The organism is Roseomonas sp. OT10 (genome assembly GCF_020991085.1).
Classification (GTDB): domain Bacteria; phylum Pseudomonadota; class Alphaproteobacteria; order Acetobacterales; family Acetobacteraceae; genus Roseomonas; species Roseomonas cutis.
This window is the reverse complement of the sequence record NZ_CP087719.1, coordinates 2646101-2659051: the sequence shown is the minus strand read 5'-3', so window position 1 is coordinate 2659051 and position 12951 is coordinate 2646101. Positions and strand designations below refer to the sequence as shown.

The following is a 12951-nucleotide window of genomic DNA, read 5'->3' as shown; positions in this document are numbered from 1 at the left end:
CCTGCGCGCCCTGTCCGTCGCCTCGGAGGCTTTCCCGCTGGTGAAGACCGGCGGCCTGGCGGATGTGGTCGGCGCCCTGCCCGCGGCCCTGGCCGGCGAGGGGATCGAGACCCGCACGCTGCTGCCCGGCTACCCCGCCGTGCTCCGCAGGCTGGAGGGCGCGCAGGTCGCGGCGGAGCTGGGGCCGGTCTTCGGCGGCCCCGCCCGGCTGCTGGACGGACGCGCGGGCGGGCTCGCGCTGTTCGTGCTGGACGCGCCGCATCTCTACGGGCGGGAGGGAAACCCCTATGCCGGGCCCGGGGGCTGGGACTGGCCGGACAACGCCCAGCGCTTCGCCGCCCTGGCCCGCGCGGCTGCGGCCATCGGGCAGGGGCTGCTGCCGGGCTTCCTGCCGCAGGTGGTGCATGCCCATGACTGGCAGGCGGGGCTCACGGCGGCCTACCTGCACTACGCCGCCGGCCCGCGCCCCGGCACGGTGACGACCGTGCACAACCTGGCTTTCCAGGGCCAGTTCCCCGCCACGCTGCTGGCGGAGCTGGGCCTGCCGCCCGAAGCCTGGTCGATCGACGGGGTGGAGTATTACGGCGCCATCGGCTTCCTCAAGGCGGGGCTGCGCCTGTCGGACCGCGTCACCACCGTCTCGCCCAGCTATGCCGCGGAAATCCGCACGCCGGAGGGCGGCATGGGCCTGGACGGGCTGCTGCGCAGCCGCGGCGCCGACCTCTCCGGCATCCTCAACGGCATCGACACGGCGGAATGGGATCCGGCGACGGACCCGCGCCTGCCGCAACCCTACGACGCCGCGCGGCTGGAGGCGCGGCAGGCCAGCCGCGCGGCGCTGCGGGCGCGGATGGGGCTGGAGGATGACCCCGCCGCCCTGGTGCTCGGCGTGGTCAGCCGCCTCTCCTGGCAGAAGGGGATCGACCTGATTCAGGCGGCGCTGCCGGCGCTGCTGGGGCATGGCATGCGCCTCGCCCTGCTGGGCGCGGGCGACCGGGCGCTGGAAGCCGGCTTCGCCGATGCGGCCGGGTCGCATCCCGGCCGCATCGGCGTGCAGCTCGGCTATGACGAGGGGCTAGCCCGGCTGATCCAAGCGGGGTGCGACGCGCTGCTGGTGCCCTCGCGCTTCGAGCCCTGCGGCCTCACCCAGCTCTGCGCCTTGCGCTACGGCGCCCTGCCGGTGGTGGCGCGGGTGGGCGGGCTGGCCGATACGGTGATCGACGCGAACGAGATGGCGCTGGGGGCCGGCGTGGCCACCGGCCTGCAATTCGCGCCGCCGTCGCGCGAGGCGCTGGAGGGCGCGCTCGCCCGGCTGGCAACGCTCTGGGAGGACCGCCCGGCCTGGGAGGCGATGCAGCGCAACGGCATGGCCACGGATGTCTCCTGGACCCGGCCGGCGCGCCGCTACGCCGCGCTCTACCGGGCGGTGGCGCGCGGCGGCTGAGCCGCCGCGGCGCCGGCGCCGTCAGACGACGGGGGTCGGCAGCGCCTTGCCGGCGAACTGCGCCGCGAGGTTGGCGAGCACGAGGTCGCCCATGGCGATGCGCGTCTCCGTCGTCGCGCTGGCGCGGTGCGGCTGCAAGACGACGTTCTCCATCGACCACAGCGCCTCCGGCGTGCGCGGCTCGTCCACGAAGACGTCGAGGCCGGCGCCCGCGATCCGCTTCTCCTGCAAGGCCTGCACCAGCGCGTCCTCGTCCACCACGGAGCCGCGGGCGATGTTGACCAGGATGCCGTCCGGGCCGAGCGCGTCCAGCACCTCGGCATTGACGATCCCGCGCGAGCCGGCGCCGCCGGAGGCCGCGACCATCAGGATGTCCGAGTGCTTCGCCAGCCCGGCGAGGCTGTCGACATAGGTGTAGGGCACGTCGTCGAAGGCGCGGATGTCGTGATAGGCGATGGGCATGTCGAAGGCCGCGGCGCGCTTGGCGATGGCGCGCCCGATGCGGCCCAGCCCGAGGATGCCGAGCGTCTTGCCGGTCGCCTTGCGCGCCAGCGGCAGCCCCTCCTTGCCCCACTTGCCGGCGCGCACGTAGCGGTCGCCGGTGCAGATCCCGCGGCAGGCGGCGAGCAGCAGCGCCATGCCGAGATCGGCCACGTCGTCCGTCAGCACGTTCGGCGTGGTGGTGACGCGGATGCCGCGCTCCTTGGCGTGGACCAGGTCCACCGCATCGGTGCCGATACCGTTGATCGCGATGATCTCCAGCTTCGGCAGGGCATCCACGATGGCGTTGGAGGCGCCGGTGCCGCCGCCGGTGGCGATGCCGCGGATGCGCGGCCCCGCCTCGCGCAGCAGCGCGTCCCTGTCGGGCGCCTGCCAGAGCCGGTGGACGGTATAGGCGTCGTCGAGCGCGTTCATCACGCGGTCCATCATCGGCTCGATCAGCAGGATCTCGGGCTTCATCGTCGCTTCCTTGTGCGGGCGTCGCGGGTGGGGCTCAGAGGATCGCGGTCTCGACGGTCCCCAGCCCGGGGAACTCCGCCTGGACGCGGGTGCCGGCCGGCACGGGCAGGCAGCCCATGACGGAGCCGGTGGTGATGACCATGCCGGCGCGCAGCCCGCCCAGCCGGACGGCGTGTTGCGCCAGCCAGGCCAGCATCCGCACGGGATCGCCGGCGGTGTTGCCGCCCACGCCCTCGCGCACCACCCGCCCGTCGAGGCGCAGGGCGAAGGGCTGCTCCACCGGCACGATGGCGCGGAAGTCGGTCAGCGCCGGGCCGACGACCAGCGCGCCGTGGCTCTGCTGGTCGGCGAGGTGGCTGAGCGGATCGGTCGAGCCCAGCCCCCTGAAGCGGGTGTCGGCGATCTCGATCGCCGGGTGCAGGCTGGCCACCGCGTCCAGCACCTCCTCGCGCGAATAGGGCGTGGCGCGGGGCGGCAGGTCGCGGCCGAGGCGATAGGCGATCTCCGCCTCCGCCCCGATCACCTGGTAGTCGGCGGCGCGCAGCGGCTCCGTGCCGAAGAAGACGGTGGAGGCATGCAGCGGAGCGGCGAAGGGCTCGGCCTCGGCCGTCGCGGCACCGACCTTCCAGCCCGCCACCGGCCCCGCCTGCTCGGCGACCAGGGTCTGGATGGCATAGGCCTCGGCGGCGTCGCGCGGGCGGCTGGCCTCGGGCAGGGCGGCGAGCCAGGCGCGGGTGCGCCGGGCCTCGATCAGGGCCCGGGCGGCGATACGGGCATCGGTCATCGGGACAGGTTCTCCATGGCGGTCCTGGCGCGGGCGGTGATCGCCTCCCAGTCGCCGCGCTCCACCTCGGCCGCGGGGGCGAGCCAGGAGCCCCCCACGGCCACGACGTTGGGCAGGGCGAGGTAGCTCGCGACCTGGGACTGGGCGATGCCGCCGGTGGGGCAGAAGCGCGCCTCGGGGAAGGGGCCGCCGAGGGAGCGCAGCATCGCGGTGCCGCCCACCTGCTCGGCGGGGAAGAGCTTCACCGTCGAGAAGCCCCGCTCCATGCACGCCATCAGCTCGGAGGCGTTGGCGACGCCGGGGACGAAGGGCGCATCCAGCGCGCGCGCCGCGTCCAGCAGGGCGGGCGTGGCGCCGGGGCTGAAGGCGAAGGGCAGGCCGAGCCGTACCGTCAGCTCCAGATCCTTGCGGGTCAGGACGGTGCCGAGGCCGACCACGGCCTCCGGCACCTCCGCCTGGATGGCCTCCGCGGCGGCGGCGCCGGCGGGGGTGCGCAACGTGATCTCGAGGTGGCGTACGCCGCCGGCCACCAGGGCGCGGGCGAGGGGGATGGCCTGCTCCACCGAGGCGATGGTCAGCACGGGGATCAGCTTCGCCTCGCGCAGCAGGTCGGCAATGGAGGTGGTCATGGAGCCTCCGCATCGGCGTTGGGGGAAGGGTGGAGCACGTCGGCCGGCATGGCCTCGCGCGGGATGATGGCGCCGGGATGCAGGATCACCTCCCCGGCGAGGCGGTGGCCGGCGCGGGCGGCCTGCACGGGGTCGAGCCCCGCCTCGCGGGCGGCGAGGTAGGCGGCGGCGAAGCTGTCGCCGGCCGCGGTGGTGTCGACCGGCTGCACCGCCTTCGTGCGCACCAGCCTCATGCCGCCGGGATGGATGACCTGGCAGCCCGGCTGGGTGGACTTGATCACCATCTCCGTCACGCCGGCCGCGCGCAGCCATCGCTCGACCGCGCCCATGTCGGGTTCGGTCCCGGTCAGCAGGCCGTGATCCTCGCTGCCGGCGAGGACGATGTCCGACAGCCGCGCCATGCGATCATAGGTCGCGACGGCCTCCTCCCGGTCCGGCCAGCCGCGCGGGCGGAAGTTGGTGTCGAAGGCGATCCGCCCGCCGGCCGCGCGCACCCCCTCCAGCGCGGCGAAGAGCGCCCCGCTCGATTCGCCGCGGAACAGGGAGAGGGTGATGCCGGAGAGGTAGACCAGCCCGAAGCGCGCCAGCCCCGCCACCACGCGCGGCGTCTCGTCGAGGGTGAAGAGCTGCCGCACCGGCGCGCTGTCGCGCCAGTAGGAGAAGCGCCGCTCGCCCTTCGCATCGGTCTGGATCAGGTACAGGCCCGGCACCCGCCCGGGCACGCGCGGGATGAGTCCGGTGCCGACGCCTTCCGCCTCCCACCCCGCCAGCATCTCGGCGCTGAACGGGTCGTCGCCCAGGGCGGTGACGTAGTCCACGGACATGCCCAGCCGGGCCATGTAGACGGCCGTGTTCAGCGTGTCGCCGCCGAAGCCCCGCGACAGCAGGCCATCGGATCGCTCGCGCAGCTCGACCATGCATTCGCCCAGGCAGGCCACGCGGCTGCGGGCGGCGGGATCCAGGCTCACGGTGCCTCCTCGAATTCCGGCCTGGCGGCTTCGCGCGCGAAGCGTGCGCCGCAGGATTCCCGCACGATCAGCCGCGCGGGCATGATGATACGCTCCTGCGCACCGGCAGGATCGGCGATGCGCCGCAGCAGCAGCCTGGCCGCTTCCTCCCCGACCTGGCGCGGCAGGGTGGCGACCGTGGTCAGGGCCGGCTCGCTCAGCTCCGCCTCCGGGATGTCGTCCACGCCGACGATGGCGAAGTCCCGCCCGGGGCGCAGCCCGTGCCGGCGCAGCGCCGCCATCATGCCGAAGGCCACGAGGTCGTTGAAGCACAGCGCCGCCGTCGGCGCATCCGCGCGGCCGAGCAGGAACGGCACCGCCTCCAGCCCGCTGCGCCGGGTCGGCGGCACCTTCAGCACCAGGTCGGTCGGCAGGCCGTGCCGGCGCAGGGCGGCGGCGAAGCCGGTCCAGCGTGCCCGGCTGGCGGAATGGGACAGCTCCCCGCCCACGAAGGCGATCCGGCGGTGGCCGAGGCGGATCAGATGCTCCGCCGCCTGCTGGATGCCCAGGTCGTAGTCGGGGCCGGCATAGTCGCCATCCTGGGGGGAGACGAAGCGCTGGGTCTGCACGCAGGGCATCCGCCATTCGCGCAGCCGCGCCACCAGATCCGGCGGCGTGCCGGCGGCGGGGCAGATCAGCATGCCGTCCACCTTCTGCTCCCGCATGCGGCGCAGGAAGCGGTCCTGGCGCTCGACCGATTCGCCGACGCTGGCGAGGAAGACGACATAGTCGGCCGCATCCATGACCGCATCCACGCCCAGCGCCAGCTCGCCGAAGAACGGGTTGGGGATCTCGGTGACCAGGAGCCCGACCGTCTTGGTGCGCCGGCTGCGCAGCGTCGCGGCGTCGCGGTTGTAGACATAGCCCAGCGCGGAGACCGCGGCGGTGACGCGCGCGCGCGTCTCCGGTGCCACCAGCGGGCTGCCGCGCAACACCAGCGAGGCCGTGGCGCGGGAGACGCCGGCATGGCGCGCCACCTCGTTCAGCGTCAGGCGGGCGCCGGGCTCCGTCATCGGCGGTGGGCGCCGGGCGGGCGGCCGGGAGGCGAGAGGCGCGGAGAGGCGAAGCCGGTTCGGCTTGGCGGCATGCCTGCGACGTTCCCTGTCGGTCGATGCGGACGTTCCGGCCATGGCGGCCCAGCCGACTGGATCGATCTAACAGATAGATGTTTAGAACTGGTGCCCCGCCCCGTCAATCGGAAGGCGATACGCCGTCTGGGCAGGCAGGCGGGCGCAGCGGGCGGGCAACCTGGGCAAGTCTTGTGTCTTTTGTGTATTCCATCTTGGATCGATCCAAGTTAGCGTCCGCCCGCCCCGCAAGGAATGGCGGCTGCGCCGTGCCGGACCGGGGAGGGACGGGCGCCGCGCCCGTGGCCGGGTGCTCCCGGAGGGGAGGAACCCGGACAGGGCAGCGTCCGGGAGGAAACGGATCAAGGAGCGACCGTGCCCGCGACACCCATTGGCCAGACCGCCCGCCGGCCCGGGCCTGCGGCATGGGCCGCGCATCGCCGCCTCCCGTTCCCATCCTGCGGAACCGATCGCCTGGCATGACCTACACCTTCGAATTCGGCGAGGTCTTCGCCGCCTGGGACGAGCTGGCCTGGGGCCTGATGAACACCCTGTGGCTGTCGCTGCTGGCGATGGCCATCGGGTTGGTCGTCTCCATCCTCGGCGCGCTGGGCAAGACCTCCGGCCCGCGCTGGCTGGTCTGGATCATCGACGCCTATATCGAGGTGATCCGCAACACGCCCTTCCTGATCCAGATCTTCATGGTCTTCTTCGGCCTGCCGCTGGTGGGCTTCCGGCTGGACGCGGACGAGGCGGCGCTGCTCGCGCTCGTCATCAACGTCGGCGCCTACGGCATCGAGATCATGCGCGCGGGCATCGAGAGCATCGGCAAGGGCCAGATCGAGGCGGGCAAGGCGCTGGGGCTGCACAAGCTGCAGATCTTCCGCCACGTCATCCTCAAGCCCGCGCTGCAGGCGATCTACCCGGCGCTGACCAGCCAGTTCATCCTGCTGATGCTCAACACCAGCGTCTGCTCCGCGATCGCCGCGACCGAGCTGACGGCGGCGGCCAACGACATCCAGTCGCGCACCTTCCGCAGCTTCGAGGTCTACTTCGTCGTCACGCTCATCTATTTCGGCGTGTCGCTGCTCTTCTGGGGCCTCTTCGCCCTGATAGAGCGGACGTTCCTCGCCAAGCCTGCCTCGCGCTGAGAGGGGAGCGACACGATGCGCGAATTCGGACTGGGCGACGTCCTCTTCATCGTCGGCGCGGTGCGCTGGACGATCCTGCTCTCCCTCGTCGCCTTCGCCGGCGGCGCGGTGGGCGGGCTGCTGCTGGCCCTGGCCCGCACGAGCACGGCCGGCTGGCTGCGCAAGCTGGCGGCCGGCTACATCACCGTCTTCCAGGGCACGCCGCTGCTGATGCAGCTCTTCCTGGCCTTCTTCGTGCCCGGCTTGTTCGGCTGGAACGTCGATCCCTGGGCGGCGGCGGCGCTGGGCCTGTCCCTGCATGCCTCCGCCTTCCTGGGCGAGATCTGGCGCGGCTGCATCGAGGTGGTGCCGCGCGGCCAGTGGGAGGCCTCGGCCGCGCTGGGCCTGCGCTACCCGGCCATGATGCTGAAGGTGATCCTGCCGCAGGCGGTGCGCATCTCCGTCCCGCCCACGGTCGGCTTCCTGGTGCAGCTGATCAAGGCGACCTCGCTGGCCTCGATCATCGGCTTCGTCGAGCTGACGCGGGCGGCGCAGATCACCAACAACGCCACCTTCCAGCCTTTCGCCATCTTCGGGCTGGTGGCGCTGGTGTACTTCGTCATCTGTTGGCCGCTCTCCGCCTACAGCAAGCGCATGGAGCGCAAGCTGCTGGTGGCCGCGCGCTGAGACGGCCCTTTCCCCTTCAACCGGCGACCGCCCCCACCCCCCGGGGGCTCGCCAACACCGGGCCGCATCCGGCCCCACGGCAGGAGACGAAAGCATGACCTTCTCCATCACCCGGCGCGGCGGCTTGGCCCTGGGCCTGGGCGCGGCCGCCCTGCTGGCCGGCGGGCGCGTCGCCCGGGCGGCCACCCCGGCCGAGATCAAGAGCCGCGGCAAGCTGATCGTCGGCATCCTGACCGACCTGCCGCCCTTCGGCAGCCTGGACAGCAACCAGAAGGTGGTCGGCTACGACGCGGACGTGGCGGCGATGATGGCGAAGGAGCTGGGCGTCGAGCTGGAGCTGGTCTCCGTCACCGGGCCGAACCGCATTCCCTACCTGCTGACCAACAAGGTGGACGCCCTGGTCGCGACCTTCGGCATCACCGCCGACCGCGCGAAGCAGGTGCTGTTCTCCAACCCCTACAGCGCCCTGGACATCTACCTGCTGGCGCCGAAGACCATGAACATCAAGGGCCCGGACGACCTGAAGGGCATGCGCATCGGCGTGGCCCGGGCCAGCACCCAGGACACGGCCATCACCGCCATGGCGCCGCGCGACGCCCGCATCATGCGCTTCGACGACGACGCGACGGCGGTGCAGTCCATCATCTCCGGCCAGGTGCAGATCCTGGGCGCGAACAACGTCGTGCTCGCCCAGCTGACCCGCACCCAGCCGCAGCTGAACCTGGAGCCCAAGATCACCCTGCGTCGCCAGGCCAACGGCATGGCCTTCCGCAAGGCGGATACGGAGCTGCGCGACTGGGCGAACGGCTTCATCGCCAAGGCGGTGGAAAGCGGCGCGCTGGCTGCCTCCTGGGAGAAGTGGTTCGGCGCCCCGATCGGCACCCTGCCACCCATGCCCGACCTGACCGCCTGAGCCTCCAGGGGGTCTCCGATGCCGCCCGGGCGCCGTCGCCCGGGGGCGTCGGGGCCTCCCGATCCTGTGATGTCACCCGAAGCACAGCGCGGGAGATTTGGTTCGAAAATTAAACAAATCTATCATCAGTTCGTGCTTTGACAGGACCGGGCCCGGCGGTGTCTTTCCATGCCCGCCGGGCTGGCTTCGAGGGACGGCATAGGGGTTCTGTCATGATCAAGACGGCTGCGCCGTCCACCCGGCTTTCGCCGGGGCGCTCCTTCCTCTTTCACTGCCATCGCCGTCGGGACTGACGCCCGGGCAGGGCGCATGGCTGTCCTGCGAGGCTGGTCTTCGCGACGGCCGACGCCATCTGCCGATACGCCCCTTCACCCCATCCATTGCCGCTATTGCCGACCGGCCACTGCGCTGCCGGTCCCGAGGTATGTTTCATGATCCGGTCCCGACCCATAGATGTTTCCGGCCGCTTCGTCGGCGTCGCCGTCGCCGGCGAGCAGGGATGGTCCTTTGTGGCCACCGATCCCGCGGTCGGGGACCTGACGGGGAGCGCCTTCTCCAGCGCCGCCGAGGTGGCGCGCATGGCCAGCCTCGCCGTTGCCCGCGCCAGGATGGGCGCGGCGGATCGCGGCCCGGTCCCGGGCGAGGCCGCGGGCACGCCGTACCAGGGCCTCCGGGCCTGATCCCGGCGGACCATGCCGGCAGGAAGGCGCCGGCTTCCCGCGGCGGCCTTCCCGTGGACGCCCGCCGGGCCGGACGCGCGCTTCCCTGAAACCTCCCCGAAGGTCCGGCGAAGGCGCCGGGCCGGCCAGGTGACGGCGCCGGTGCCTGGCCGGCGCCCTTCGCGTCAGCCCGCCGAGACGCGGATGCTGCCATCCGCCGTGTCGTACTGGATCTTCGTGCCGTAGACGCGGCTCATCGCGGCGATGTCGTCGGCGATGGCCTGTCCCAGCTCCGCGCCGGCCAGCGCCGGCAGGCCGCGCTCGTGCGGCTTCGGCCGGTTCAGGTCGAGGTCGAGGGGCACCAGCTTCACGGCGATCTCCCCGCCCTCGATGTCGCAGACCGCAACGCAGCCGCGCGAGAAGCGCGGGTCGCCATAGAAGCCGATCCGCTTGCCCTCGGCATCCTCGACCCGTGACTTGTGCAGGTGGGAGGGCAGGGCATCCGCCGGGAAGCCGTAGGCCTCGTACATCTCCGGCGTCATGCGCTGCATCCCCGCCTCGAACTCCATGAAGAGCGAGTTCAGCGAGTAGAAGATCGGCCTGCCTTTGTAGATCTCCACCCCGCGCAGCATGTGCGGCCCGTGGCCCAGGATGGCCGAGGCGCCGGCATCGATGGCCTGCCGGGCGAATTCCTCGACGAAGGCGGCCGGGCGCGGCGAGTACCAGTTGTCGTCCGTGCCCTCATGCGTGTGCAGGCTGAGCAGCACGATGTCCGCGCGGTCCGCCGCGTCGCGGATGCTGGCCAGGATGGCCTTGGCGTCGCGCTCGTTGGCGAAGGTGCGGACATGCGCCGTCTCGCCCAGCTCGATCTGCAGCGAGCCCTCGAAGAAGGAGCCGAAGGCGAAGCGGCCGGGCGGGGGCGGGGGCACCACCTCCACCCGCGCCACCTCGCGCCGGCTGGCGGCGGTCTTCAGCAACTCGTCGATCCGCTCCATCTGCCGGAACTCCGCCTCCGGCAGGACATAGGCGCGGCCCCAGCGCAGCGGGTTCAGCCCGGCGCGCGGCCGGATGCCGTTGCCCGGGGCGCTGGCCGCGAACTCGGCCGAGCGGGTGGTGCCGGCCGAGATCAGCGCGATGCGTCCCTTGGCGGTGTCGAGGAAGGTAGGCATGCGCGCCTCCGCCAGGCTGCGGCCGATGCCGCTGACCAGCATGCCGCGCGCCTCCGCTGCCTCCAACGTGTCGATCACGCCCTGCGGCCCGAAATCGCCCGTGTGGTTGTTGGCGAAGGAGAGCAGGTTGATGCCGATCGAGGCCAGCTCGTCGATCGCCTCCTCCCCGACTGCGGTGATGAAGCGGCGCGGGGCGGGCGGGGTGTCGCGCTTCGGGCAGATGAACTCCGCATTGGCGAAGCTGGCCTCCGCCTCGGAGAGCAGGGAGACCAGCTTCGGGTCGAGACGCTTCGCCAGGTTGCCGCTGGAGAACAGGGCATCGCCGCAGGCTACGACGCGCATGGTGCGCTTCCTTCCGTCGTGGGGTCGTCCATAGGGTCATCGGCCCCCTCCGCGCGGAGGGGGCGGGCCGCTCAGCCCGTGGTGGTGATGCCGGCGGCGCGGATGACCTCGCCGAAGGCAGCGTGGTCGGCACGGGCCCGCTGCGCCAGCTCCTCCGGCGAAAGCGGCAGGATGCGGCAGCCCATCGCCTCGATGCGGCTGCGCAGCTCCGGCTCCGCCAGGATGCGGATGACCAGGGCGTTCAGCCGTTCCTGGATCGCGCGCGGCGTCTGCCCCGGCACGGCGACCGACTGCCAGCTGCGCAGCGCCCAGTCGGGGTAGCCGGCCTCCGTCGTGGTCTGCACGCCCGGCAGCTTCGGCCAGCGCGCCGGCCCCATGATGGCGATGGCGGTCAGCTTGCTCTCCAGCGCGCTCTCCGTCCCCTCGGGGCCGAACAGCACCTGCACCTCGTTCGTCAGGCAGGCCTGCAAGGATTGCGCGCTGCTGCGGTAGGGCACGTGCTGCATCGCGATCCCGGCCCGCGCCTTCAGGTACTCGCCGGACAGGTGGCCCACCGTTCCGGCGCCGCCCGAGCCGAAGTTCAGCGTGCCGGGATGGGCCTTCGCATGCGCCACGAGCCCGGCCAGGTCGCGCGCCGGCACGGACGGGTGCACGAAGATCGGCATGTAGACGTCGGCGAGCAGCGCCACGGGCACGATGTCGCGCAGCGGGTCGTAGCGCACCGGGTTCAGGTGCGGCAGCGAGGCGAAGGGCGCGTTGGTCGCCGCCAGCAGCGTGTAGCCGTCCGGCGCGGCACGGGCGACGAACTCCGTGCCCAGGATGCCGCCGCCGCCCGGCTTGTTGTCGATCACCACGGTCTGCCCGGTCTCGCGCGCCAGCCGCTCCGCGACCAGGCGCGCCAGCAGGTCGGTCAGCCCGCCGGGCGCGAAGGGGACAACGTAGGAGATGCCGCGGCTGGGGTAGGTCTCCGCCCGTCCGGGGCACGCGAGCAGCAGGGTCGCGGCGCCGCCCAGCAGGGCCCGGCGCCGGGGCCGGAGGCGTGATGCCCGCGGCGGGACAGCCTCGCGAGGCGGGTGAATCCGTGTTGCCATGCCCTGGTCTTCCCCCGTTGCGTCCCGCGGCTTCGCCGTCCCGTCGCCATCCGATTGCGACGGCGTCGCCCGTGCGTCAACGGGCCTCAGCCGCGGCCCAGCCCGACCTCGCGGATCAGCGTGCCGAAGAGCTGCGCATCCTCCTCCGCGCGCTGCCGCAGCTCGGCCAGGGAGAGCCGGCCGGTCTTCAGCCCCATCTGCTCGAAGCGCTGCTGCAGCTTCGGCTGGGCGATGATGCCGGCCAGGACGTCATGCACCTCCTCCAGCAGCGCCGGCGGGGTGCGGCCATGGATGCCCACCGTGTGCCAGCTCCGCAGCGCCCAGCCCGGCAGCCCGGATTCCTCGGTCGTCGGCACCTCCGGCAGCTTGCTCCAGCGGTCCTGCCCCAGGATGGCGATGGCGCGCAGGTCCCCGGCCAGGTGCGCATCCGCGCCCTCCGGCCCGAAGATCACCTGCACCTCGTTGGCGAGGCAGGCCTGCACCGCGGGCGGGCTGCCGCGATAGGGGACGTGCTGGATGTCGATGCCCGTGCGCTTCTTCAGGTACTCGCCCGACAGGTGGCCGACCGTGCCCTGGCCGGCGGAGCCGAAGTTCAGCTTGCCCGGATTGGCCTTCGCATAGGCGATCAGCTCCGGCAGCGTCCGCGCCGGCACGGAGGGGTTCACGACGATCGCCATGTAGGCGTCGCCCACCAGCGCGGCCGGGAGCAGGTCGGCGATGGGCTCGTAGCGCACGCTGTTGAGCAGCGGGATGATCGCGAAGTGGCTGTTGGTCGCCGCCATCAGCGTGTGGCCGTCCGGCTTCGTCCGCGCCAGCACGTCCGCCGCCAGCCCGCCGCCGGCGCCGGGGCGGTAGTCCAGCAGCACCTGCTGGTGGTGCTCGCGGGTGATCTCGTCGCCGATCAGCCGCGCGATCACGTCGCTCAGCCCGCCCGGGGCATAGCCGATGATGTAGGTGACCGGGCCGGACGGGAAGCCGGCGGCCCGCGCCGGCCGCGCGGCGGCGAGCAGGCCGGCGCCGGCGGCCAGGGCGGCGCGGCGGGAGAGGGAGGGTGTCATGCTCGGGTTTC

General features: G+C 72.6%; 13 protein-coding genes. 5 read left to right on the top strand and 8 right to left on the bottom strand.

Features of this window, described 5'->3' with window-relative positions:
* Position 1: 1 nt before the first annotated feature.
* The gene (gene glgA, locus LPC08_RS12240) at positions 2 to 1444 is read left to right on the top strand and encodes a glycogen synthase GlgA (RefSeq protein WP_230453069.1); all 1443 of its coding nucleotides are present in this window, start codon (positions 2 to 4) and stop codon (positions 1442 to 1444) included.
* Positions 1445 to 1465: 21 nt separating this feature from the next.
* Here glgA and LPC08_RS12235 read toward each other — a convergent pair whose 3' ends face one another.
* Genes LPC08_RS12235 through LPC08_RS12215 form a run of 5 tightly spaced genes read right to left on the bottom strand, consistent with a single transcriptional unit; the run spans position 1466 to position 5837 of the window.
* Entirely contained in the window at positions 1466 to 2404 is a 939-nt protein-coding gene (locus LPC08_RS12235; protein WP_230452941.1) for a 2-hydroxyacid dehydrogenase, read from the bottom strand.
* Positions 2405 to 2438: 34 nt separating this feature from the next.
* On the bottom strand, positions 2439 to 3188 hold the full coding sequence (locus LPC08_RS12230; RefSeq protein ID WP_230452940.1) for a 2-keto-4-pentenoate hydratase: 750 nt from the start codon (positions 3186 to 3188) through the stop codon (positions 2439 to 2441).
* Entirely contained in the window at positions 3185 to 3817 is a 633-nt protein-coding gene (eda, locus tag LPC08_RS12225; RefSeq protein ID WP_230452939.1) for a bifunctional 4-hydroxy-2-oxoglutarate aldolase/2-dehydro-3-deoxy-phosphogluconate aldolase, read from the bottom strand. Before eda ends, LPC08_RS12230 begins: the two co-directional genes overlap by 4 nt.
* Positions 3814 to 4785: a sugar kinase gene (locus tag LPC08_RS12220; protein ID WP_230452938.1), complete on the bottom strand. Its 972-nt coding sequence runs from the start codon at positions 4783 to 4785 to the stop codon at positions 3814 to 3816. Before LPC08_RS12220 ends, eda begins: the two co-directional genes overlap by 4 nt.
* Complete coding sequence (locus LPC08_RS12215; protein WP_230452937.1) at positions 4782 to 5837, bottom strand: LacI family DNA-binding transcriptional regulator; 1056 nt, start codon at positions 5835 to 5837, stop codon at positions 4782 to 4784. Before LPC08_RS12215 ends, LPC08_RS12220 begins: the two co-directional genes overlap by 4 nt.
* 533 nt (positions 5838 to 6370) lie before the next feature.
* Here LPC08_RS12215 and LPC08_RS12210 point away from each other — a divergent pair.
* The 4 genes from LPC08_RS12210 (at position 6371) to LPC08_RS12195 (ending at position 9301) form a co-directional block, all read left to right on the top strand.
* Positions 6371 to 7042, top strand: a complete 672-nt coding sequence (locus LPC08_RS12210; protein WP_230452936.1) for an amino acid ABC transporter permease — start codon at positions 6371 to 6373, stop codon at positions 7040 to 7042.
* Positions 7043 to 7057: 15 nt separating this feature from the next.
* Positions 7058 to 7708: an amino acid ABC transporter permease gene (locus LPC08_RS12205; RefSeq protein WP_230452935.1), complete on the top strand. Its 651-nt coding sequence runs from the start codon at positions 7058 to 7060 to the stop codon at positions 7706 to 7708.
* A 94-nt stretch (positions 7709 to 7802) separates the two neighbouring features.
* Positions 7803 to 8621 (top strand): transporter substrate-binding domain-containing protein, encoded by an 819-nt coding sequence (locus LPC08_RS12200; RefSeq protein WP_230452934.1) that lies wholly within the window; start codon positions 7803 to 7805, stop codon positions 8619 to 8621.
* A 431-nt stretch (positions 8622 to 9052) separates the two neighbouring features.
* Positions 9053 to 9301: a hypothetical protein gene (locus tag LPC08_RS12195; RefSeq protein ID WP_230452933.1), complete on the top strand. Its 249-nt coding sequence runs from the start codon at positions 9053 to 9055 to the stop codon at positions 9299 to 9301.
* 164 nt (positions 9302 to 9465) lie between these two features.
* Here LPC08_RS12195 and LPC08_RS12190 read toward each other — a convergent pair whose 3' ends face one another.
* The 3 genes from LPC08_RS12190 to LPC08_RS12180 all read right to left on the bottom strand — a co-directional run bounded on the left by LPC08_RS12190 (position 9466) and on the right by LPC08_RS12180 (position 12940).
* Complete coding sequence (locus LPC08_RS12190) at positions 9466 to 10791, bottom strand: CapA family protein (protein ID WP_230452932.1); 1326 nt, start codon at positions 10789 to 10791, stop codon at positions 9466 to 9468.
* A 71-nt stretch (positions 10792 to 10862) separates the two neighbouring features.
* The gene (locus LPC08_RS12185; RefSeq protein WP_230452931.1) at positions 10863 to 11882 is read right to left on the bottom strand and encodes a Bug family tripartite tricarboxylate transporter substrate binding protein; all 1020 of its coding nucleotides are present in this window, start codon (positions 11880 to 11882) and stop codon (positions 10863 to 10865) included.
* 86 nt (positions 11883 to 11968) lie between these two features.
* Positions 11969 to 12940, bottom strand: coding sequence for a tripartite tricarboxylate transporter substrate binding protein (locus LPC08_RS12180; protein ID WP_230452930.1), 972 nt, complete (start codon positions 12938 to 12940; stop codon positions 11969 to 11971).
* Positions 12941 to 12951 lie beyond the last annotated feature (11 nt).